The sequence below is a fragment of the Serratia sp. M24T3 genome, from assembly GCF_000257645.1.
Classification (GTDB): Bacteria; Pseudomonadota; Gammaproteobacteria; order Enterobacterales; family Enterobacteriaceae; genus Rouxiella.
Genome location: NZ_AJHJ01000008.1, coordinates 21062 through 41536, shown reverse-complemented (window position 1 = coordinate 41536; position 20475 = coordinate 21062). Strand labels below are relative to the sequence as shown.

18 protein-coding genes are annotated in these 20475 nt (G+C 51.8%); 4 read left to right on the top strand and 14 right to left on the bottom strand.

The window, feature by feature from the left end:
- The first annotated feature begins 50 nt into the window (after positions 1-50).
- On the top strand, positions 51-1655 hold the full coding sequence (locus SPM24T3_RS08945) for a PLP-dependent aminotransferase family protein (protein WP_009636418.1): 1605 nt from the start codon (positions 51-53) through the stop codon (positions 1653-1655).
- 18 nt (positions 1656-1673) lie between these two features.
- Here the strand turns inward: SPM24T3_RS08945 and SPM24T3_RS08940 are convergent, their stop codons facing one another.
- The 4 genes from SPM24T3_RS08940 to fabB all read right to left on the bottom strand — a co-directional run bounded on the left by SPM24T3_RS08940 (position 1674) and on the right by fabB (position 6512).
- Positions 1674-2792, bottom strand: a complete 1119-nt coding sequence (locus tag SPM24T3_RS08940; protein WP_009636417.1) for an SLC13 family permease — start codon at positions 2790-2792, stop codon at positions 1674-1676.
- 152 nt (positions 2793-2944) lie between these two features.
- The gene (locus SPM24T3_RS08935) at positions 2945-4456 is read right to left on the bottom strand and encodes a PepSY domain-containing protein (RefSeq protein WP_009636416.1); all 1512 of its coding nucleotides are present in this window, start codon (positions 4454-4456) and stop codon (positions 2945-2947) included.
- A gap of 117 nt (positions 4457-4573) precedes the next feature.
- Positions 4574-5107, bottom strand: coding sequence for a DUF2946 domain-containing protein (locus tag SPM24T3_RS08930; protein WP_009636415.1), 534 nt, complete (start codon positions 5105-5107; stop codon positions 4574-4576).
- Positions 5108-5291: 184 nt separating this feature from the next.
- Positions 5292-6512 (bottom strand): beta-ketoacyl-ACP synthase I, encoded by a 1221-nt coding sequence (gene fabB, locus SPM24T3_RS08925; RefSeq protein ID WP_009636414.1) that lies wholly within the window; start codon positions 6510-6512, stop codon positions 5292-5294.
- A gap of 169 nt (positions 6513-6681) precedes the next feature.
- On the opposite strand from fabB, the gene mnmC reads away from it, so the two are divergent.
- Positions 6682-8784, top strand: a complete 2103-nt coding sequence (gene mnmC / locus SPM24T3_RS08920) for a bifunctional tRNA (5-methylaminomethyl-2-thiouridine)(34)-methyltransferase MnmD/FAD-dependent 5-carboxymethylaminomethyl-2-thiouridine(34) oxidoreductase MnmC (protein ID WP_009636413.1) — start codon at positions 6682-6684, stop codon at positions 8782-8784.
- A gap of 74 nt (positions 8785-8858) precedes the next feature.
- On the opposite strand, the gene SPM24T3_RS08915 is transcribed toward mnmC, so the two are convergent.
- The 5 genes from SPM24T3_RS08915 to prmB are packed head-to-tail and all read right to left on the bottom strand — an operon-like array spanning position 8859 to position 12696.
- On the bottom strand, positions 8859-9146 hold the full coding sequence (locus tag SPM24T3_RS08915) for a YfcL family protein (protein WP_009636411.1): 288 nt from the start codon (positions 9144-9146) through the stop codon (positions 8859-8861).
- Positions 9136-9696 (bottom strand): elongation factor P hydroxylase, encoded by a 561-nt coding sequence (locus SPM24T3_RS08910; protein ID WP_009636410.1) that lies wholly within the window; start codon positions 9694-9696, stop codon positions 9136-9138. The genes SPM24T3_RS08915 and SPM24T3_RS08910 overlap by 11 nt, the downstream gene beginning before the upstream one ends.
- 45 nt (positions 9697-9741) lie before the next feature.
- The gene (mepA, locus tag SPM24T3_RS08905; RefSeq protein WP_009636409.1) at positions 9742-10578 is read right to left on the bottom strand and encodes a penicillin-insensitive murein endopeptidase; all 837 of its coding nucleotides are present in this window, start codon (positions 10576-10578) and stop codon (positions 9742-9744) included.
- A 43-nt stretch (positions 10579-10621) separates the two neighbouring features.
- Positions 10622-11707 carry a chorismate synthase gene (aroC, locus tag SPM24T3_RS08900; protein ID WP_009636408.1) on the bottom strand — a complete coding sequence of 362 codons (1086 nt, stop codon included), beginning with the start codon at positions 11705-11707 and terminating at the stop codon, positions 10622-10624.
- Positions 11708-11763: 56 nt separating this feature from the next.
- Positions 11764-12696 (bottom strand): 50S ribosomal protein L3 N(5)-glutamine methyltransferase, encoded by a 933-nt coding sequence (gene prmB, locus SPM24T3_RS08895; protein ID WP_009636407.1) that lies wholly within the window; start codon positions 12694-12696, stop codon positions 11764-11766.
- A 300-nt stretch (positions 12697-12996) separates the two neighbouring features.
- Between prmB and smrB the strand changes: the two genes are divergently transcribed.
- Positions 12997-13545, top strand: a complete 549-nt coding sequence (gene smrB, locus SPM24T3_RS08890) for an endonuclease SmrB (RefSeq protein ID WP_009636406.1) — start codon at positions 12997-12999, stop codon at positions 13543-13545.
- Positions 13546-13655: 110 nt separating this feature from the next.
- On the opposite strand, the gene sixA is transcribed toward smrB, so the two are convergent.
- The 4 genes from sixA to SPM24T3_RS08870 form a co-directional block, all read right to left on the bottom strand.
- On the bottom strand, positions 13656-14141 hold the full coding sequence (sixA, locus tag SPM24T3_RS08885; RefSeq protein ID WP_009636405.1) for a phosphohistidine phosphatase SixA: 486 nt from the start codon (positions 14139-14141) through the stop codon (positions 13656-13658).
- 380 nt (positions 14142-14521) lie between these two features.
- Positions 14522-16687 carry a fatty acid oxidation complex subunit alpha FadJ gene (gene fadJ, locus SPM24T3_RS08880; protein ID WP_009636404.1) on the bottom strand — a complete coding sequence of 722 codons (2166 nt, stop codon included), beginning with the start codon at positions 16685-16687 and terminating at the stop codon, positions 14522-14524.
- A complete protein-coding gene (fadI, locus tag SPM24T3_RS08875) occupies positions 16684-17997 on the bottom strand; it encodes an acetyl-CoA C-acyltransferase FadI (RefSeq protein ID WP_009636403.1) in 1314 nt (437 codons plus the stop codon). The genes fadJ and fadI overlap by 4 nt, the downstream gene beginning before the upstream one ends.
- Before the next feature lie 179 nt (positions 17998-18176).
- Positions 18177-18518 carry a YfcZ/YiiS family protein gene (locus SPM24T3_RS08870; protein WP_009636402.1) on the bottom strand — a complete coding sequence of 114 codons (342 nt, stop codon included), beginning with the start codon at positions 18516-18518 and terminating at the stop codon, positions 18177-18179.
- A gap of 429 nt (positions 18519-18947) precedes the next feature.
- Between SPM24T3_RS08870 and fadL the strand changes: the two genes are divergently transcribed.
- Positions 18948-20225: a long-chain fatty acid transporter FadL gene (fadL, locus tag SPM24T3_RS08865; RefSeq protein ID WP_009636401.1), complete on the top strand. Its 1278-nt coding sequence runs from the start codon at positions 18948-18950 to the stop codon at positions 20223-20225.
- Between the two features lie 51 nt (positions 20226-20276).
- On the opposite strand, the gene SPM24T3_RS25440 is transcribed toward fadL, so the two are convergent.
- Complete coding sequence (locus SPM24T3_RS25440) at positions 20277-20444, bottom strand: hypothetical protein (RefSeq protein ID WP_157135280.1); 168 nt, start codon at positions 20442-20444, stop codon at positions 20277-20279.
- Between the last annotated feature and the right edge of the window lie 31 nt (positions 20445-20475).

The following is a 20475-nucleotide window of genomic DNA, read 5'->3' as shown; positions in this document are numbered from 1 at the left end:
GGCTTCGCGTATTTATTCTCAACCTGAACAGATCAATTTCTGCGGTGGAGATGCATATCTTGCCGCTTTTTGGTCTTATAATTGATACCAATTTAATTAAAACTATAAGACCCATTTTGAGCGAAAAAAATTTGGTTGCGGCTAAAAAACACTACGGTGCGCTTATTCAGCTGTTTGAACAGTCTGAAGCACCGTTGTTTTCACTGCGCGACAGACTCTGCGCTGCGCTTAGGCTAGCTATTGGACAAGGTGCGCTGGCACCACTGCAACGCCTGCCCTCTTCACGCCTGTTGGCGGCCGACCTTGGCATCTCGCGTATCACCGTTGAGGCGGCTTATGGCCAAATTGAGGCCGAGGGTTATATCACTCGCCAAGTGGGTAAAGGAACATTTGTCAGTGTCGGCGCAGCCATAGCGGCAATGCCCAAAGTCTCGAGCAAAGCAAAAACGCTTAATAACCACGCTCGCTACAGCGAGGCTAATCCGCCTGTGGTGCTATCCGCGCGAGGTGCCGCTATTATTGCCACCGGAGGATGCAAAGAGCCGCTTACTCCGCTGCCGTTTGCTGCAGGTTCTCCCGATCTACGCGTTTTCCCGCTCAAACTTTGGCGCCAACTGACCAACAAAAGCTTAAGGCTTAAGGGCGAAAAGCTGCTCGGCTACGGCGATCCACATGGGTATCTTCCACTGCGCGAGGCTATCGCCGGATATTTGCAGCAGTCACGTGGAGTTGCCTGCCATGCGGCGCAAATCGTCGTCACCACCAGCTCGCAGCAATCTTTACAGCTGCTGGCCACGCTGCTGATTGATAATGGCGACCCATTGTGGCTTGAGGAGCCGGGTTATCTCGGGGCGCGAAACGCGTTTACCAGCGCCGGAGCCACCATTCACGCCGTGCCGGTTGACCCGCAAGGAATGAACCTTGATGCCAGCCTGCCCATTCCGCGACTGATTTATCTGACTCCCTCGCACCAATATCCGACCGGTGTCAGCATGAGCTTGTCGCGACGTATTGCCATGCTTGAGTACGCCAGATTCAATCAAAGCTGGATCATTGAAGATGACTACGACAGCGAATTGCATTACGACGGCCGCCCGCTGCCTGCCATGCAGGGGCTTGATCACCACCAGCGAGTCATTTACGTCGGCACCTTTTCCAAGGTGTTGTTTCCTTCTTTACGACTGGCATATATGGTGCTGCCACCAAGCCTGGTTGAACCCATAATTCAGCTGCGCACAGTATATGACGGGCATTCTGCCCAGCTAATGCAGGCAGTCACCGCCGAGTTTATCCAGCAAGGACATTTCGCTGCTCACCTGCGCTATATGCGACAGCTTTATCAACGCCGCCGCGATCATCTGCTTGAACAAATAAACGACAAGCTGGGTAGCTGGGTTGATCCTCTGCCAACAGCGGGGGGCTTGCAGTTGGCGGTGAAGTTGCCCAGCGGGCAAGAGGCCGAATTAACCCGGCAGGCGCATCGATTTGGAGTAATCACTCCGCCACTGTCACCGCTTTACCTGTCGACTCAAGATATTACCGACACACCACACGACGGTTGGTTGCTCGGATTTTCGGCCCTGACTCCGCCAGAAATCACAGCCGCCGTTGACCGTTTGGCATTGATGCAACAGCATTTAGGCCATGATAAATAATCATCTTTTCAAGATTCGTTAAAGCAGCTTTAGCAACACCCAGCCTGCCCCACCGCTAAAAATTAAAAACGGGAACGAGTAATAGTGAAAGGTCAGCCAGATCCCCTTATCCCCAGACATGCGCAGTGCGATGAGATTAGCCAGTGAGCCGATTGCCAATCCAAAGCCTCCGGCATTCACGGCATAGGCCAACAGCGTATTGGCCGGAACATAGTTAACCAACAAAATAGTGGCTGGAACGTTGCTAATTACCTGAGAAAGCCCCAATCCCAGCAGGTAATGCCCGTATTCCGGCAGACCTGCGATACTGGCAAAAGCCTGCTGCAACGGCCCAAGACTGACAATCAGCCGAACATCCACAAACATGGCGATAAAAACCAGGATCAGCGGCCAGTCAATGCGCAGTAATACCTGTCGTGAAAGTAATAGAAAACCAATAAACACTGCCGCCAAACCATACATCGCCAGTCCAAAATCAACGCAGACAATAAACAGTAAGTAGAGCACCACGCAGGCAACCAGCAGCCGTTTACTAAAGCCGCTACTTTGCTGCTGCTCCTTTTTTTGCAGCGTCAAAGATGGAAAGCTTATCCAGGTGACGACTAACAGCGCCAACATGGTGACCAACGCCAGCGGTGTCATCTGTGCAATAAAATGGATAAACGATTGCCCCGAACGGTTCCACAGCAGAATATTTTGCGGATTGCCCACGGGTGTCAGCAAAGAACCTGCGTTAACCGCCAACGCCTCAAAAATGATCAGTCGATTCACAGGTAAAGCCGTGAGTTTCTTCAGGGTAATGGTGAGCGGGACAACAATAAACAGCGCCACATCGTTGGTCATAAAAGTCGAAAGCACTGCTGCCGCCGTGACCAGAAACAGTGCCAGCCAGCGCTCATTGTCGAGCGCGTTAATCATCTTGCGGCCGACAAAATCAAAATAACCACTGATTTCAACGCCCTTGGTCAGCATCAATAGACCTAACAGGGTAACGATAGTGTTCCAATCCACGAAATCGACAAACTGAGTCACTTTGCCGGGCTGAAACAGGCTCAGCCCAATACAAAGCAGCAAAAGAATATGTAAAAATCGGTCATGCAAAAAAGGACGAAACAGCACACCCAGCGTTTTAGTCATAAGAAAAATACCGCAAATTCAAGGACCGATAAATGATTTGCCGACGTTACCCTACAGCCATGCTTTTCGCCAGAGCAGGCGCTCAACTCTCCGCGATATCTCGCAGAAAAGAGAAAAAAAGGCGCAACCATTGCGCCTTTTCAGCGCAGTTTTTACGACTGCCCGGCCGAGGTTATCGTCTGTGATTTAGTTGCTCTGGCCTGCAACAGCCAGCGCAACTGGTCCACGGTCAAAAACAGCAACAAACTCACGCCCATTACCGGCAGGCTGAAAGCCAGCGCCACTACCAAGGCCAGAAAAAGCCAGCGCAGTAACATTGGCAACGCACGCCAGGTTTGAACAAGCGTGGTTGAAGGGCTGCGCGAAGCGGGCATTTTTGGTCGGCGTTGCCACCACAGCACGTATCCCCAGGCAATTAGCGCGCAGGTACCGAGCCCAAAGAAGACTAAAGCGACCTGATTCCATACGCCAAACAGCACGCCCATGTGGGCGTCAACGCCCCAACGCGTCAGCTTGGCAAGCAAGGGAAATTTAGCGAAATAAACGTGATCGACAATGCTGAAACTGTGCGGATCCACCGACACTGCATCTACCTGCGTTGGCCAGCTGCGATCAATTTCACTGACGGTCCATGCCTTATCTGGGCGATAAGCAGGACGAATCTCGATTTTGGTCGCGTCAATACCAGCCTGACGCGCCGCAGCAACGACACCATCAAAAGTTACGGAGTTAACGCCCACCGAGGTCACGGAGTGTTTGTTTAGCGGCATATCGCTGTTCATTTCGGGCATGTCCGGCATCGCCATTTTCATCGCGCCCATTCCCATCATGGAAGACCCACGATGTTCGGCATGCTCGTCGACCGGCTGCGCGGGTTTTTCCTGGCCTAGCTGCGTGTTGACCGAGGGGGTAAGCCAGCCCATTTCGGCGCGCAAAATGCCAATATTATTCCCTGCCCACTGCGACCAGGTTAGGCCAGTGGCAGAGAAAAACAGCAGCCCGCCCAGTAAAATCAGCCCCAGCGAGGTATGCCATAAACTCCCGCGTCGCAGGCGCGCGCCCTGCTTAGTCACTTTGCGCACCGGCTTGTTGTCAGAGCGAGTCAAGGCCCACAGCAATATACCGCCAAGCGTAGCAATCCACAGCCATGAGGCGGCTAACTCACTGTAATTTCTTCCTATATCGCCAAGCAATAAGCCCCGATGCAAGTCATCCAGCCAGGTTCGAAACGGCAAAACACCGCTGGTGCCGTACACCACCAGATCGCCCTTCACGTCGAGTGTCACCGGATCGACAAAAATTGCCCGGCTTTTTGAAGCCCCTAATCCCGCCTCGGCAAACTGCACTCGGGTGGTTTCACCCTTGGTGGGAGCCGGGCGGATGGCGTAGATCTCCGCCTTTTCCCCGACCACGGCTCTGGCCGAATCTATCTGTCGAGAAAGGGGCTGTGCATCGCCAATAGATGAGGTAAACAACTGATCGGCATAAATTTTATTCTCAATCTGCGGCGTTGTGACATACAGCACGCCAGTTAATGCAGCAATAAAGATAAAAGGTCCAACGAATAAACCAATGTAAAAATGGATGCGCTTGAGTAAAGCCAATGCCGCGGCTTTGCTGGCGGGTTCACCACGGGAATACTCGCGGCTTGCAGAATAACTCATAGAAAAAGTCCTGAACTTATCAGCATAAAAATCAATAGCTTCGCAGTCGGACAAATTAAATCTCGCCGACAGCAGCTTATGTTGTAGAAAGCAGATTTTTTATGACTTCAGTGTGGATTACGCTTTGAAAGGTAAAACCACTGAGGCAAGGACAGGCGGTGCACGAGGTTGAGAATCTTTAAAGATTAGCGCCGAGGCTGGGCAGGCAATGGCCCGCGGTGGCGAAGGTCGAACAACAATGGCCCGCGACCACAGCATTGGCAGGATCAGCATCGCCAGTAGCGGCAGGTGCATCAACAGCACACAGTAGCCACAGGCGGCGTCCATCATGTCGCTGGCTGACATGGTTGCAGGCGAGGACGAGTCCGCAGTTGTCGATTTATCATGTCTGACATGATCAGACTCAGCTGGGGCTGACATATTCATTGATGACATATCGTCAGTCGATGGCATATTTATCGATGATGTATTTATTGATGGCGACCCCATCTCAGACATATCCATACCGGCCATCATCGGCATTGGCACGCCCTGCGCCACCAGCGTTTTCGACACAATCGGCGCAACAAATAGCATCAGGATCGCGAAAATGCCCAACCAGGCAGGAAAGCGAAGACGTGAATGAGCTATCTGATTAAGTGAAGCCGTCATGTTTGAAATCATTAAACGATTGGGATGCTGGACGCGTGAGATTGTATATGAAATGTTGATGAATTGCAGAGGAAAAAGGGATGGATATTATACACTTCAGGCTACAGCGATTTACGGATAAAACAAAGCCCGCAGCGAGGCGGGCTTGGAGAAGTTTTAACTCACGTTATGTCAGCGATGACAATTAACGGTCGTTAGGCATCTTACGCATCACCAGAGTGGCGTTGGTGCCACCAAAACCGAAGCTGTTGGACATGACGGTAGTCAGCTCACGCTTGGTTGGTTCGGTAATAATGTTTGCGCCAACCACGTCTTCATCGAGGTTTTCGATGTTAATGCTCGGAGCAATAAAGTTGTTTTCAGCCATCAGCAGCGTGTAAATCGCTTCCTGAACGCCTGCGGCACCCAGTGAGTGACCGGTCATGGCTTTGGTAGAAGAGATGGCCGGAGTATTTTCACCGAAGACTTCGCGAACGGCACCGATCTCTTTCTTGTCGCCGATTGGCGTAGAAGTCCCGTGTACGTTCAGGTAGTCGATTGGGGTGTCAACGCCCTGCATCGCCATCTTCATGCAACGTACCGCGCCTTCACCAGAAGGAGCGACCATGTCAGCGCCGTCTGAGGTGGCACCATAGCCGATGATTTCAGCGTAGATGTGCGCGCCGCGAGCCAATGCATGCTCGAGCTCTTCAACGACAACCATACCGCCGCCGCCTGCGATAACGAAACCGTCACGCTCGGTGTCATAGGTACGGGAAGCTTTTGAAGGATTGTCATTGTACTTGCGTGACATCGCGCCCATGGCGTCGAATTCGCAAGCCATTTCCCACGAAAGCTCTTCACCGCCGCCAGCAAAGACTACGTCCTGCTTGCCGAGCTGAATCATTTCGTAAGCGTTTCCAATGCAGTGTGCAGAAGTTGCGCAAGCGGAGCTGATGGAGTAGTTGACGCCACGGATTTTGAACGGCGTAGCCAGACAGGCAGACACGCCAGAAGCCATCGCTTTAGTTACCATAAACGGACCAACACCTTTCAGGCCGGTCGCGCGCATCGCGTCTGAACCAGCAACCTGATTGCGTGGAGAACCGCCGCCAGAACCGGCGATCAGGCCAGTACGATCGTTAGAGACCATTTCAGGAGTCAGACCTGAGTCTGCAATTGCCTGTTCCATCGCAAGGTAAGCGTAAATAGAAGCATCACTCATGAAACGCACAATTTTGCGATCGATAAGACCGGCTGTGTCCAGTTTCACATTACCCCAGACGTTGCATTTCATCCCGGCATCTTCAAATTCTTTAGAGAAAGTTATGCCTGAGCGCCCTGTTTGCAGAGACTCAAGAACTTCTTCTTTGGTGTTACCGATGCTCGAGATAATGCCCAGGCCAGTAATCACAGCACGTTTCATTTAATACCTCTTTTACTATTAACTATTCGGGATTTCGTAAAGCACTTTAGCGTACAGTTGTACGCCGAACAAGTCCGATCAGCAATTCGTTGTGTAAAGAATTGAAATTTGCGCACAGACTAGCAGACAGTTAAACTTCGCGCACAGCCTAGAATCAAGAGAGTTTTACGTGGATCACATCGCTATCCAACCCGCCGAATTAAGCTGGAACGAACAGGGTACACCTGTTTCCCGACAGTTCGATGACATCTACTTTTCGGAACAGGGTGGCCTGGATGAAACCCGCCACGTGTTTCTAAATGGCAATCATTTTCCACAACGTTTTAGCAGCCATTCCCGCCCGCTTTTGATTATTGCCGAGACCGGGTTTGGTACCGGCTTAAACTTTCTGACTCTTTGGCAATCCTTTAAAGAGTTTCAACTCTCGACGGCAGCGGAATCGCAACAGCAGCTTCATCAGACAACGGTTAAGCGATTACATTTCATCAGTTACGAAAAATTTCCACTTTCGGTCGATGATTTGGAAAAGGCCCATCGCCATTGGCCAGAATTAGCGGTTTATGCTGAAGAACTTAGGCAACAATGGCCTTTACCTTTTGCTGGCTGTCATCGACTGTTGCTTGATGACGGGAGAATTACCCTGGATTTATGGTTTGGCGATGTCACTCACCTGCTGCCTTCCAGCGATCCGAGCCTTTATCAGCAGGTTGATGCCTGGTTTCTCGACGGCTTTGCCCCTTCGAAGAATCCAGAGATGTGGAGCGACCCACTGTTTGTCGCAATGGCCAGACTGACTCGCCCACAAGGCACTTTTGCCACATTTACCGCTGCCGGATTCGTAAGGCGTGGATTGCAGGCTGCAGGATTTAACGTCAGCAAGGTTAAAGGTCATGGCAAAAAGCGCGAGATGCTTAGCGGTTGGCGAGAAATCGCTGAAAAAGCGCCGCATGCTATGCCCTGGTACCAGCGCCCGGCGGCGGATAATCCGCAGGATGTGGCAATTGTCGGCGGCGGCGTGGCCAGCGCCCTGCTCTCGCTGGCGCTGCTGCGGCGCGGTTATCAGGTCACACTGTATTGCGAAGACCCTCAGCCTGCGCAGGGCGCTTCGGGCAATCGTCAAGGCGCAGTTTATCCGCTGCTCAACGGCAGACACGACGCCATCGAGCAGTTTTTTGCCCACGCGTTTACCTTTGCCCGCCGTCAATACGCTCTTTTCTCTGCACAAGGCCTCGTATTCGATAACGATTGGTGTGGCGTGGCACAATTGGCTTATGACGACAAGAGTCAGAGCAAAATCGACAAGATGCTGGCGGGAGATTGGCCGCATAGTCTGGCAACAGCGCTTGATGCGGCACAGTTTGGCGAAGCGGTTGGGCTAGATACCGGCCATGGCGGCGTGGGTTATCCGCTGGGGGGCTGGTTATGCCCTGCTGAACTGACGGCGCAGGCTATCGAGTATGCGCAATCGTTGGGTTTAGAGGTGCATTATCAGCATCAGGTGACCCGCATTGGCGCTATCGCCGGTGCTGAAATCGATAACGTCGAAAACGAGAGTCTCGAAACCGATAACACTGGCTGGAAGCTAAATTTCGCCGCGGGCAACGGGGCTATACATGCAACATTAGTGCTGGCAAATGGCGCGGCAATCAACGGGTTTGAACAAACCTCGAAACTGCCGGTTTACGCGGTCAGTGGTCAGGTTTCACATATTCCAACCACCCCGCAGCTGAGCAGGCTCAAACAAGTATTATGCTACGACGGCTATCTGACGCCGGTTAATCCCGCTAACCAGCAACACTGTATTGGCGCCAGCTATCACCGCGCCGAGCAACATCCGCTTTACCGTGAGGAAGACCAGCAGCAGAATCGCCAACGTCTCATCGATTGCCTGCCCAAAGAACAGTGGCCGCGGGAGGTGGACGTCAGCGGGAGAAAGGCGCGTAACGGTGTGCGCTGCGCCACGCGCGATCACCTGCCGATGATTGGTAGCATTCCAGATTATGATGCTCTGCTTGCTACCTATGCTGATTTGCCGCAGCAGATCCAGCAGCAACAGGCCGTTGTGCCCTCGCCGGTTTACCGCAACTTATTTATGCTCGGCGCTTTAGGTTCGCGTGGCTTAAGTTCGGCACCGCTGGCCGCTGAGATACTGGCCGCACAAATTGCGGGAGAGCCGCTGCCCGCGGAATCCTCGACACTGGCGGCGCTAAATCCAAACCGCATGTGGGTCAGAAAACTGCTCAAAGGTCGCCCGGTCACCCATCTCGATTGAGTCTGAAATCACGAGCTACGGGCGTAAAAAAGGGCCGTAATGGCCCTTTTCTGTATTTGCAGTGAATGCAAAAATTAACGCTCGGTTTCTGGCAATGCTTTTTGATAAAGGTTTTCCCACATCCCGAGAACCAGAATCTGGTCACGCGGAGAAAGCTCTCCTGCCTGAATCGCCTTGTCCAGACTCGACTGCACTCGCGCCTTGAGCTGCTCGGAAGTGTTCTCGCCGTGGGCTTCAGCCTCGGCGACAGAAACGGTCAAATGGCCTTGCAGATAACCGCTGGCAAACAGCTCATCATCGGTGGCGCTTTCAACCATGTCTTCAATTAGCGCGAAAATACGCCCTTCAAATTCAGCAATCATCCTCTTCCTCTTCCTTAAACGACTCTGCGCTCAGCGGCGCGGTGTGGTAATACGCTTGTAACGCATTGATAAAACGCGCCGGGCGTTCAGGTATCCCCTTTTCAAGCGTCCTCAGCACCTCTTTGCGAACTTTACGTTGAAAACCAAGGCGGTCAGGTTCGCAATCGCCGCTCAGATTGTCACAGCTCACATTAAAGTTAAAGCCCGCAGCTGCACAGAACATCCATTCATATGACTGAGGTTTTATTTCGACCTTTTCAAATTCGCCTTGCGTCTGTGCATCGCGGCCATCCGGACAGTACCAGTAACCGAAATCCACTAGCTTGCGCCTTTCTGCTCCGGCCACGCACCAGTGGGAGATCTCGTGCAGCGCGCTGGCATAGTAACCGTGTGCGAAAACGATGCGGTTGTAGTCTTCCTGCTCATCTGCCGGAAGATAAATCGGCTCGTCATCGCCGCGGATTAAACGCGTGTTGAAATCCTCGCTGAAACAGCGGTCAAAAATATCAATAACTTCCTGATAATGATGCTTTTCAATTAACTCTGACATAGTGACTGACTAACTCAAAATAAAGCGATAAATACAAAATGCTGATTACAGCTGACCGGCATGGTGATCGAGCAATGACTGACAGATAGCCGGCAACGGTGGCGGCTCGCGCTTGACGGGAACACCGCTGCCCGGTTTCGGCGGCAGGAACCAGCTCTGCAGCTCGGCACCGCAGCCGTCACCTGGAGGAGGCGGTGGCTGGTTTTCGCAGTTGTGGTCACCGACAGGGCAACGTAGGCGAACGTGCATGTGCGCGCGATGACCAAACCACGGTCTGACCTTGTGCAACCACTCGCGGGAACTACCCGCATCGGCGCAAAGCTGCTGTTTAATCGCAGGATTTACAAAAATGCGCACCACGTCGGTATCCTGTGCCGCCAGTTTAATCAGCGTTTCGATTTGCGGCTGCCACTGGTTTTTAACAATGCTTTTGCCATCACGGCTGACTAAATCGATCGGCTGCGGCTTTAACAGCTGTTGTTCGGTCCAGCGTTTGCGCGGCATTTGCAGCCAGATATCCACATCCAGACCAGACTGATGACTGGCGTGACCGCTGCTGAAACGCCCGCCCGCAGGCATCGCCATATCACCAATCAGCACGGTGCCTAGCCCTTCACGATTGGCCTCGGACGACAGGCGTTTGATAAATGTCAGCAGATCCGGCTGACCGAAGAAACGGTGCTGATCCGTGCGCATCACCTGATAATCTGGTGAGTTGAGCGCAAGCGGTTTCGCACCAATCTGGCAGCCATTCGCATAGCTGCCCACGGCCTGAGGTGCTCCGGCGATAGGCTGGGTAATTCGCTGCCACGGCGTCACGGCTAACGCAGGAAGCGCGGCGGCCAAAGCCAATAACCCTATCAAAACATTGTTAATTCGCATTGTTTACAAGCACCCCTGCGCTAACCGGTTTTTACTCGAATCGTTACCAGCGAGGAACGCTGGAATTGACATCTCCGCACTGTGCTCGCTGGCGCAGCAGGTGATCCATTAACACGATAGCCATCATCGCTTCGGCAATCGGCACGGCGCGAATTCCAACGCAAGGATCATGACGCCCCTTGGTGATCATCTCGACCTGCTCGCCTTCGCGATTAATGGTGCGACCCGGCACGGTAATGCTCGAGGTTGGTTTCAACGCCAGGTGTGCCACAATCGGCTGACCGCTGCTGATACCGCCAAGAATGCCGCCTGCGTGGTTGCTTTCAAAACCCTGCGGCGTGATTTCGTCGCGGTTTTCGCTACCGCGTTTGTTCACTACGGCAAACCCATCGCCAATTTCAACGCCTTTCACCGCATTGATGCTCATCAGCGCGTGGGCGATGTCGGCATCCAGACGGTCAAACACTGGCTCGCCCAGCCCCGTTGGCACGTTTTCTGCCACCACGGTTATTTTGGCACCGATAGAGTCACCGGCCTTTTTCAGCTCGCGCATCAGTTCGTCGAGCGCGACCAGCTTAGATTCATCCGGGCAAAAGAACGGATTGGTTTCGACCAAGTCCCAGTCTATTAGCTCACAGTCGATATCACCCATCTGCGACATGTATCCGCGCACCTGCACGCCAAACTTCTGCGCCAGATATTTTTTTGCCACCGCACCGGCCGCGACGCGCATCGCGGTTTCGCGAGCAGAAGAACGACCGCCGCCGCGATAGTCGCGAGTGCCGTACTTTTGCTCATAGGTATAATCGGCATGACCAGGGCGGAATACGTCTTTGATTGCGCTGTAATCCTGTGAACGCTGGTCGGTATTTTCGATCATCAGACCAATGCTGGTACCAGTCGTCACGCCTTCGAATACGCCGGACAAAATTTTCACTTCATCGGCTTCGCGACGCTGGGTGGTGTAACGTGACGTGCCGGGACGGCGGCGATCGAGGTCGTGCTGAATATCTGCCTCGGTCAGTGGAATGCCCGGAGGCACGCCGTCAATTATACATCCCAGCGCAATACCGTGGGATTCACCAAAAGTAGTGACGCGGAAAAACTGCCCAATACTGTTCCCTGCCATCACGGCTCCTTAACGATTAGTTAAACTGTTTAAAATCAATAGAATTCTGACGACGGCTACTTGCGGAACATGCTGAAATGTTCAGCACAGTCGATTAGCTGCTGTTTGGTCAGCATAAATACGCCTTCGCCGCCGTTTTCGAACTCCAGCCAAGTGAACGGGACATCTGGATATTGATCCATCAGATGTATCATGCTGTTGCCCACTTCACAAATCAGCACGCCGTCATCGGTCAGGTAATCCGGGGCACAGGCCAAAATACGGCGAGTCAGCTTGAGGCCATCGGAACCCGATGCCAGACCCAGCTCAGGCTCGTGACGATATTCGTCAGGTAAATCGGCCATGTCATCTTCATCGACGTATGGCGGATTGGTGACAATCAGGTCGTATTGCAGCTGTGGCAAATCGCGGAACAAATCGGAACGGATAGGCGTGACCCACTGCTCGATACAGTGAGTATCAATATTTCGCTCAGCCACCGCCAACGCATCGGCAGAGATATCAACTGCATCGACTTCGGTTTCAGGGAATGCGTAGGCACAGGCGATTGCGATACAGCCGCTGCCGGTACACATATCCAAAATATGAGCAGGCTGATGCTGCAAAATGCCCGCGAAACGGTTATTGATCAACTCGCCGATTGGCGAACGCGGCACCAACACGCGCTCGTCAACGTAGAATTCCATGCCGCAGAACCAGGCTTTGTTAGTCAGATAGGCCACCGGTACGCGCTCGTTAACGCGGCGGATCACGCGTTCAACGATACGGTGGCGCTCGCTGGAGGTCAGGCGCGCGGTGTGCATGTCTTCAGGGATGTCGAGCGGTAAAAACACGCTTGGCAGCACGAGTTGTACGGCCTCGTCCCAGGGATTGTCCGTTCCGTGGCCGTAATAAACGTTAGCGGCATTCAGGCGGCTGACGGTCCAGCGCAGCATATCCTGAATGGTATGCAGCTCACTGACGGCTTCGTCGACGAATATTTTGTCCAATTTTCTCTCCTGGGGTACGGCGGGTGGCCTTGTGTTGCAGCCATAAAATTTCCGCATAGTTTGCCACGAAGGCGGCAACAAATCAGTAATAATCCCGCCAAATCGATACCCAAAGCAATTGGCATTATAGCAAGGCGGCAAGTGCGTGAATCCTGAGGACTTACTAAAGCAAGTGACTGCGATGAGTAAACGTAACCAGCATGGCCACGGCTTCAATTACCCAAGGTATAAGAGTTTTATTTAGAAAGGAGGACGCGAGCAGGTACACTACAAAAATGTGCGACGAATGATGATATTACGATGAAGAAAAAATATTCACTGAACAAGGAAGATCTGGCCTTGTTTCGTGAGGCTGTGCCGGGCACCAAGCGGTTGAAAAACGACACAATTACACACAAGCCGGTAAAAAAACCTCAGGTTATCTCTTCTCCGAAGCGTTTGCTTCAGGAGCAGGTTGATGCCACCTATTATTTCTCTGACGAATTCCAGCCGATGCTGGATAACGAAGGGCCGGTGCGCTATGTCAGGCAAGACGTCAGCCATTTTGAACTTAAAAAACTGCGTCGCGGAGATTACTCCCCCGAGCTGTTTTTAGATTTGCATGGTTTAACCCAGCTTGAGGCGAAAAAAGAATTGGGGGCGCTGGTTGCCGCCTGCCGTCGCGAACACGTGCACTGTGCCTGTGTAATGCACGGGCACGGTAAACACATTCTAAAGCAGCAAACACCGCTGTGGCTGGCGCAACATCCTGATGTTGAAGCTTTTCATCAGGCACCTCGGGAATTCGGCGGCAATGCGGCGCTGCTGGTACTTGTGGAGCTTGACGATAAAACCCCTCAAGATTTATAGCCAGAAACCATTCCCCAGTCTGCTCTGACACTTGGCTGAAATATTTCATCGGCACAATAGCAAAAGGCACAGCAAGCTGTGCCTTTGAGCGGTGGGCCAGACTGAAATCATCAGCAGGCTTTGGCAATTACCTGAGAAGGGCTGTACTGCCAATCAAAACTGCCCTGCCCGGTGTCGGCGTTGATTTCAACGCTGGCCATTGCAGAGGTAGCAAACATTGGAGGGCAGTGCCCTGGGCACAGTTCAGCCACCAGGTAACCTACCAGGGGTAAGTGAGACACCACGAGTACGGAGCTTACCCCCTCTTTTGCCAAGGCTTGAAGCTCTTCTGCAACCTGAGCAGGATCGCCGCTCGGCGTCAGTTCGGACAACACATCAACCTTTTCGGGAAGCGTGATCGCCTGACGGACTTTTTCCAACGTTTGCTGCGCCCTGAGATAAGGACTCACCAGCACGCGCTGAATTTTTACCGAACGCCCATTAAGCCAGGACGCCATACATACTGTTTCGTCACATCCACAATCGGTAAGAGGTCTTACTGAATCGCTGGCCGCATCAAGAGCAGCCTCACCGTGACGCATAATTACAACTTGCATATTGCACCGCTTTTGTTAACAAAAATAGCGCTATACAGAAACGCTTCGCGTGCTGTATTACCCTTCTGCCCACATCCTAGCAGGGCACTACACCAACACCAACATCTTCAAAATGAGCGGTCTGTATTGCGGCCGGGCATTTTGCCTGAAAGTCTTTGCAAATAAAACGCTGTTTTTTACACCAACTATTAAAAGATGTAAATAGGCTCTTTCATTTCACAGCCTGGCTGCCGAGTCGTTAATCGATGCTGCTTTTAATGGCGAACTATCGCTCAACAATTACCAGAATCGATGAATTAAGCCGTGATACAGATCGCATTAACATTCTAAAATTTAGGCGGCGGACTGCGACAAAGACTGACTATTTTACGCTCAATTGATCAGCTATACAATTTTTGTCCATTTTCAGCCCTGGAGACCAATCCTTGGCAGGGGGCAAAACGCTCACCAAACTGCTGCTGCAAAGCCTGCAAGTTTTTCAACAGGCGGTCTGCTCCCAGGCTGTCGATATAACGCATTGGGCCGCCCAAAAATGGCGGGAAGCCGATGCCGAAAACGGCACCAATATCGGCATCACGCGGGCTATGTATTGTGCCATCGTCAAGGCAACGCAGCGCTTCGTTTAGCATCAGCGCGACGCAGCGATCGGCGATTTGTTGAGAAGTTTGTTTATTTTTAGGCGTGACATTTAAAAGCCCATAAATAGAAGGGTCAGGCTGCTTATTACTCTCTTTTCGCCCCTTCGAGTTGTAAAGGTAAAAGCCCCGACTGTTTTTACGGCCTTTCCTGTCATCTCTGATAATGGCATCAAGCTCTTTTGGCGCAGCAAAACGCTCCCCGAAAGCGGCTGCAAGAATTGGAATGATTTTAGTGCCGACATCAATCCCGACCTCATCCAGCAGCTGTAACGGGCCAACAGGGAAACCAAAATCCATTAGCGACTTGTCGATATGTTCGATAGTTTCCCCTTCAATCAAGCAGCGTGTCGCCTCATTTATATAGGGAGCCAAAATACGATTGACGTAAAACCCGGCGCTGTCACCTACCACGATGGCCGTTTTGCCCTGCTTTCTTGCAAAGGCCACGGTGGTAGCGATAGTTTGGGCACTGGTTTTAGCGTGAGGGATAATCTCCACCAGCGGCATTTTATCGACTGGACTGAAATAATGCAGACCAATGACCTGCTCGGGCCTTGCGGCAGTGCTGGCAATCTCATGAATAGGTAAAGAAGAGGTGTTTGAGGCAAAAATAGTATGCTGGGCAGCATTTTCCTCAACCTCGCGGATCATCCTTTGCTTGAGTTCTAAATCTTCAAATACCGCCTCAATGACGAGATCAGTCTGATTAAAGCCACTGTAATCGGTTGTACCTGAAAGCAGCATCATCTGGCGTTGCAATTCTGCGCGTTTCAAATAGCCACGCCTGGCTTTTTTCTGCAGTAAATCCCAGCTATATTTCAGAGAATGGCTAATGCCTTGCTGATTAATATCTTTGATTCTCACCGGCAAGCCAGCCTTGGTTATCGTTACGCCAGCAATCCCCCCGCCCATCAATCCGCCCCCTAAAACCGCCACTTTATTGATGGTTAATGGCTCAGCCTCGGCACCAAAATCTTTTTTCAAGGCGGTAGTCGCGAAAAATATGCTGCGCAAAGCGGCAGATTCAGGCGTCATTACCAGTTCGCCAAAAGCCTTCGCTTCAGCGGCATATCCGTTACCACTGCCCTGAGTTAGCCCGATGTGGACGACATCAATGATCTTTTCTGTCGCTGGATAATGCCCTTTTGACTTGGCCCGCGTTTGTTTGCGCACCAGATGGAACAGCACAGCTCTGCCCAAAGGTCCCTGCATAATGCTGTCTTTATAAGACAACCCCCTTTCGGCCTGATGCCCTTTTCGGACCCGCTCAACTGCCGTTTGCAGCAAAATGGATTGCGGCACCACGTCATCGACCAACCCCATTCGGCGTGCCTGTTTTGCACGCAGACTTCGCCCGGTTAACATCAAATCCAGGGCTTTGGCTGCACCAATTAATCGCGGCAACCGCTGAGTCCCGCCGGAACCAGGCAGCAGTCCAAGTTGAACCTCAGGCAAACCGAGCTGAGTTTTATCATCCAGCGAACAGATGCGGCTATGGCAGGCCAGCGCCAGCTCAAGGCCGCCACCCAGACACGCGCCGTGGATCGCAGCCACCACTGGCAGTTTAAAGCTGGCAATTTGCGCCATCACCTGTTGCCCTTTTTTCGCCAGCGCTTCGGCTTCACTGGCCTGCTGACAGCGGGCAATCATGCTGATATCAGCACCGGCAATAAATGAATCTTTTTTACCGGAGACAAAAATCAGCCCTTTGAGATTGGCGTGCTGCTGGGCGGTGTGCAAGATGCCGTGGATTTGCTCGGCAAACTCCGCCTTTAGGGTATTCACTTTTTCATCAGGCACATCAATAGTAATGATGCCAATATCATCGGCAGTGAAATATAAGGTAAAGGCTGAAGGTGGCGCACTGTCGGTGAGTTCAGCCGGAGAAATCAGCATTTTTTGAGTCATTCTTCCACCTCCAGAATCATCGCCGCACCTAATCCTCCCGCCGCGCAGGCGGTGGTTAAACCAAGTTTTCCTCCCCGGCGACGCAGTTCGTGCAGAGTTTGCGTAATCATGCGTGCGCCCGTGGCGGCAAAAGGATGACCATAGGCCAGCGAACCGCCCAGTACGTTGAATTTTTCCCAATCAATTTCGCCGATTGCCTGCTCTCGCCCCAGCTTATCCCTGGCAAACTGCTGACTGGCAAACATCTTGATATTGGCCAACGTCTGCGCGGCAAATGCCTCATGCATTTCTATTAAATCCATATCATTCAGAGCCAACCCTGCGCGCTCTAGCGCCAAAGGCGTGGCGTAAGCAGGTCCCAACAGCATGTCTTCCCAAACGTCGATGGCTGCAAAGGCAAAACTGCGCAAATAACCCAGCGGTTTTAGCCCCAGCGTTTTAGCTTTCGATTCGCTCATCAGCAAAATCGCCGCCGCTCCATCGGTCAGCGGTGTGCTGGTTGCTGCGGTTACCGTGCCGTGTTTTCTGTCAAACGCCGGACGCAGCCGGGCATATTGTTCAATGCTGGAATCAAAACGAATATTGTTATCCCGCTCCAGCACCTCTTTATAAGGCGGAACGTGCGCACTCATCACCTGTGAATCGAGCCATCCCTGCTCCCAGGCTTTGGCCGCCAGCTGATGTGAACGATGAGCCAACTCATCTTGCTGTTGACGGGTAATGCCGTGCGATTTTGCCATCTGTTCAGCCGTATCCCCCATTTTTAAGCCGGTGGAATACTCGGCGACCGCCGGAGGAACCGGTAACAAATCGCGGAATTTAAGTTTGGAAAATAGCGCCAGGCGTTGCGAGAGCGTTCGGGCTTTATTGACATCAACCAGCGTACGCGCCAGGGATTTACTCACCCCGATAGGCAGCACCGACGACGAATCTGCGCCACCGGCAATCCCGACGCTGATGGTGCCAGCCATGATACTTTCCGCCACGTTGGCTACCGCCTGAAAACTGGTGGCACAGGCTCGAGAGACGCTATAGGCATCCGTTGATACGCGCATACCGGTACCCAACACAATCTCGCGCGCGATATTCGGTGCTTCCGGCATTTGCACAACCTGCCCAAATACCAGCTGATCAATCTCGGCGGGGTCGATTCCACTTTTTGCCAGCAGTTCGCTGACCACCATTTTGCCTAAATCAACCGCCGGAATACCGTGAAACGCCGTCGCTTGCTTGGCAAAAGGCGTACGCAGGCCATCAATAATGGCAATGCGGCTGCCCTCTCGCGTAACCAATGGAATTGCCTTATTCATGATGACTCCTGATTAAATCGACGCGTCAACAGGTCTGACCTGATGATGTAGTGTTAACCATAGCAGAGCCGTTGGCAAAGTCTAAGACGTTGAATTGAGAGCAACAGCAAATTTTGAGGATAGCGATAAAGCGAGGAAATCCGCAGCCTTTCAAGACTACGGATCAAATGGAGCAGTCATTAACGCAGAGCAAGCTGGAAGTTGATGGATTCAATCTGGCAGCAAAAAGTAAAGTTGACCTTCAGTTCGACGCCATTTTCCACATCTTTAAACTCGCTGTGGATATCGCAAGCTTCAGATTCAACTCGACGCGCCCGCTGGATCAAATCTTCTAGCGCAGATTCGGCGTCAGCACGGCTGGCAAAGACGTTTTGATAAGATGCCGTGCAATCGGTGTTGTCGATAATCGTGCCGACATCAACACAGCAGCAGGCTGCGGTTTCCTGCGCGCTGCACAATGAGCTGGCAGAGTTAGGCGATTTGGAGGTAGGTAAATCCGTTTCGGTATTGAAAATTGACATATTTTCTCCTTTCGGCACATTGATGCACCTATTAACAGCGCTAATCAATCATAAAAAAGTCGTGATTTAACTTGCCGCCATCTTACTCCTACCCTTAACAGGACGATAGACCATGCTTTTAATATGGTTTTTAAGTGACTCAAATCACAGGATTAAAAAGCTGATTTATTTTTCCGATCAATAGTTCAATCGCCATCGTAGGTTTTATGAATCTAATTTGTAGTCTTTTTGTTAAGCGGATCTAATTTTTAAAATCTAAATACCAATAAGTGTGAAACAACGTTGCAACATGTGTACAGGTCGGACCTATACTTCGCTCACTGGTCTGATTAGTTGGCCCATTCCGGCCCCACAATCTGCCGCGCACGTCCTTCATAAACACTCCTGCCTGTCAGGATGTTCTATAAAACATAAAATGAGGTTTTGGTCATGAACCAGAAAAACCTGTTTACAAGATCGGCTGTGGCAGCCGCAATGGCACTGGTTTCCACCCAAGTTTATGCGGCAGGATTTCAGTTAAACGAGTATACGGCAGCCGGATTGGGCCGCGCATTTTCCGGTGAAGGCGCAATCGCCGACACCGCCGCTTCAGGCAGTCGCAACCCGGCGACCATGACAATGTTCGACCGCCCTTCATTTTCCGGCGGCGCTATATTTGTCGATCCAAATGTTAAACTGCGCGGTAATTCTCCAGTAACCGGGCAAAGCACAGACGCCGATAACATTGCTCCTACGCAGTGGATACCAAACCTGCATTTCATCATGCCGCTGAATGAAAGCTGGGCAGTAGGTGCGTCTGCGACCTCCAACTACGGCTTGTCTACCGAATTTGATAAAGGATATGCTGCCGGTCCGTTGGCGGGTAAAACCGACCTGCTTACCGAAAATCTTAACCTCAGTGCAGCCTATCGCCTTAACCAGCATTTCAGCTTTGGTCTCGGATTTGATGCGGTCTATGCCAAGGCGAAAATCGAACGCGATGCCGGTGAACTGGTGGCGTTGCAGAGTCGCGGGACCATTCCTGCCGACACTACCGCCGCGCGACTTAACGGTAATCAGTGGGGCTTTGGCTGGAACGCCGGTATTCTCTATGAAATAGATGAAAATAACCGCTACGGTTTGACTTATCGCTCAAAAGTTAACGTCGATTTTAACGGCAATTACCGCAGCGATTTACCGGTTCTGGCCGGTGGCACGGGCGGCAGTACTGAATCAGGTCATTTGAAACTAAATCTGCCAGAGGTTTGGGAAGCATCGGGTTATAACCGCGTCGCGCCGAAATGGGCCGTGCATTATAGCTTGACCTACACCAGCTGGAGCCAATTCCAGCAGCTGAAAGCCACTGGCAATGATGGCAGCACCCTGTTCCAGAAAGAGGAAGGCTATCACGATGTCTACCGTATCGCGTTGGGTACCACTTATTATTACAACGATCAGTGGACATTCCGTACCGGCGTAGCCTTTGATGACAGCCCGGTTCCCGCCGATAACCGCACTATTTCGATTCCAGATCAGGACCGCGTATGGGTCAGCGCCGGTGCAACCTATGCGTTTAACAAAGACGCCTCGGTCGATCTTGGCGTTTCATATATGCACGGTAAGTCAGTACACATCAGCGAAAAAGTCGCCAATGGCGTACCTAATTACGAGTTTGACGCCAAAGGCACCGCGATGCTGTATGGGATGAACTTTAATTACGCATTCTAATGAATGCTCAAGCCGTTTGAATAAAGGGTAATCGCCCGCCGCGCTTACCCTTTATATACTTTCCCGAGTTCCGTCATAAAGAGTGTAAATATTTTCTGGCATTTTGGTAGGCGACGAGAAATAGACATACAACTGGCCTTTTACATCTCTTACCGCACGCAGTTCAAGATAGGCATTGGGTTTTACGGCGACATGATCGGGAAAGAATGAATTTGACATAATTTTTTGATCCACCCGCTCATCGAAAATA

Excerpts from the sequence above, each read along its gene's own strand:
- fadJ (WP_009636404.1), bottom strand. The coding sequence starts at position 16,687 with ATGACTCAAAAAATGCTGATTTCTCCGGCTGAACTCACCGACAGTGCG.
- aroC (WP_009636408.1), bottom strand. The coding sequence starts at position 11,707 with ATGGCAGGGAACAGTATTGGGCAGTTTTTCCGCGTCACTACTTTTGGT.
- mepA (WP_009636409.1), bottom strand. The coding sequence starts at position 10,578 with ATGCGAATTAACAATGTTTTGATAGGGTTATTGGCTTTGGCCGCCGCG.
- sixA (WP_009636405.1), bottom strand. The coding sequence starts at position 14,141 with ATGCAAGTTGTAATTATGCGTCACGGTGAGGCTGCTCTTGATGCGGCC.
- smrB (WP_009636406.1), top strand. The coding sequence starts at position 12,997 with ATGAAGAAAAAATATTCACTGAACAAGGAAGATCTGGCCTTGTTTCGT.
- fadI (WP_009636403.1), bottom strand. The coding sequence starts at position 17,997 with ATGAATAAGGCAATTCCATTGGTTACGCGAGAGGGCAGCCGCATTGCC.
- SPM24T3_RS08945 (WP_009636418.1), top strand. The coding sequence starts at position 51 with ATGCATATCTTGCCGCTTTTTGGTCTTATAATTGATACCAATTTAATT.
- fadL (WP_009636401.1), top strand. The coding sequence starts at position 18,948 with ATGAACCAGAAAAACCTGTTTACAAGATCGGCTGTGGCAGCCGCAATG.
- SPM24T3_RS25440 (WP_157135280.1), bottom strand. The coding sequence starts at position 20,444 with ATGTCAAATTCATTCTTTCCCGATCATGTCGCCGTAAAACCCAATGCC.
- SPM24T3_RS08870 (WP_009636402.1), bottom strand. The coding sequence starts at position 18,518 with ATGTCAATTTTCAATACCGAAACGGATTTACCTACCTCCAAATCGCCT.
- SPM24T3_RS08910 (WP_009636410.1), bottom strand. The coding sequence starts at position 9,696 with ATGTCAGAGTTAATTGAAAAGCATCATTATCAGGAAGTTATTGATATT.
- fabB (WP_009636414.1), bottom strand. The coding sequence starts at position 6,512 with ATGAAACGTGCTGTGATTACTGGCCTGGGCATTATCTCGAGCATCGGT.
- SPM24T3_RS08930 (WP_009636415.1), bottom strand. The coding sequence starts at position 5,107 with ATGACGGCTTCACTTAATCAGATAGCTCATTCACGTCTTCGCTTTCCT.
- SPM24T3_RS08935 (WP_009636416.1), bottom strand. The coding sequence starts at position 4,456 with ATGAGTTATTCTGCAAGCCGCGAGTATTCCCGTGGTGAACCCGCCAGC.
- SPM24T3_RS08915 (WP_009636411.1), bottom strand. The coding sequence starts at position 9,146 with ATGATTGCTGAATTTGAAGGGCGTATTTTCGCGCTAATTGAAGACATG.
- SPM24T3_RS08940 (WP_009636417.1), bottom strand. The coding sequence starts at position 2,792 with ATGACTAAAACGCTGGGTGTGCTGTTTCGTCCTTTTTTGCATGACCGA.